Consider the following 295-nt stretch of genomic DNA (forward strand, 5'->3'; position numbering starts at 1 on the left):
ATTTTATTTCAGCTAAACGGCCGATTTCACATCCTTCATCTTTTTTTCCGAATAGCCCATACAGTACACAATCGCCACAAGGGTAGCGGCCATGCATATGGCGCACAGAGGCCAGATGATGCTGTAATCGCCAGTGATGTCAAAGAGGAGCGATACTAAAACCGTGCCGATCACTCCGCCGAACCGGTTGACCGAAACCACGGTTCCATAAATTGGGCCGTAGTCCCTGGTTCCGAATATTTTACTGGTCAGCAGAGCCGGGAGAACCGATGTAATACCGGAAGCCAGACCATAG

General features: G+C 49.8%; 1 protein-coding gene. It reads right to left on the reverse strand.

All coding sequences use genetic code 11. The features are described from left to right. Window positions 1-12 precede the first annotated feature (12 nt). Window positions 13-288, reverse strand: a complete 276-nt coding sequence (locus NE473_RS31655) for a hypothetical protein (RefSeq protein ID WP_256265685.1) — start codon at window positions 286-288, stop codon at window positions 13-15. Window positions 289-295: the final 7 nt, after the last annotated feature.

Source organism: Hungatella sp. SL.1.14 (genome assembly GCF_024460495.1).
Taxonomy (GTDB): Bacteria; Bacillota; Clostridia; order Lachnospirales; family Lachnospiraceae; genus Hungatella; species Hungatella hathewayi.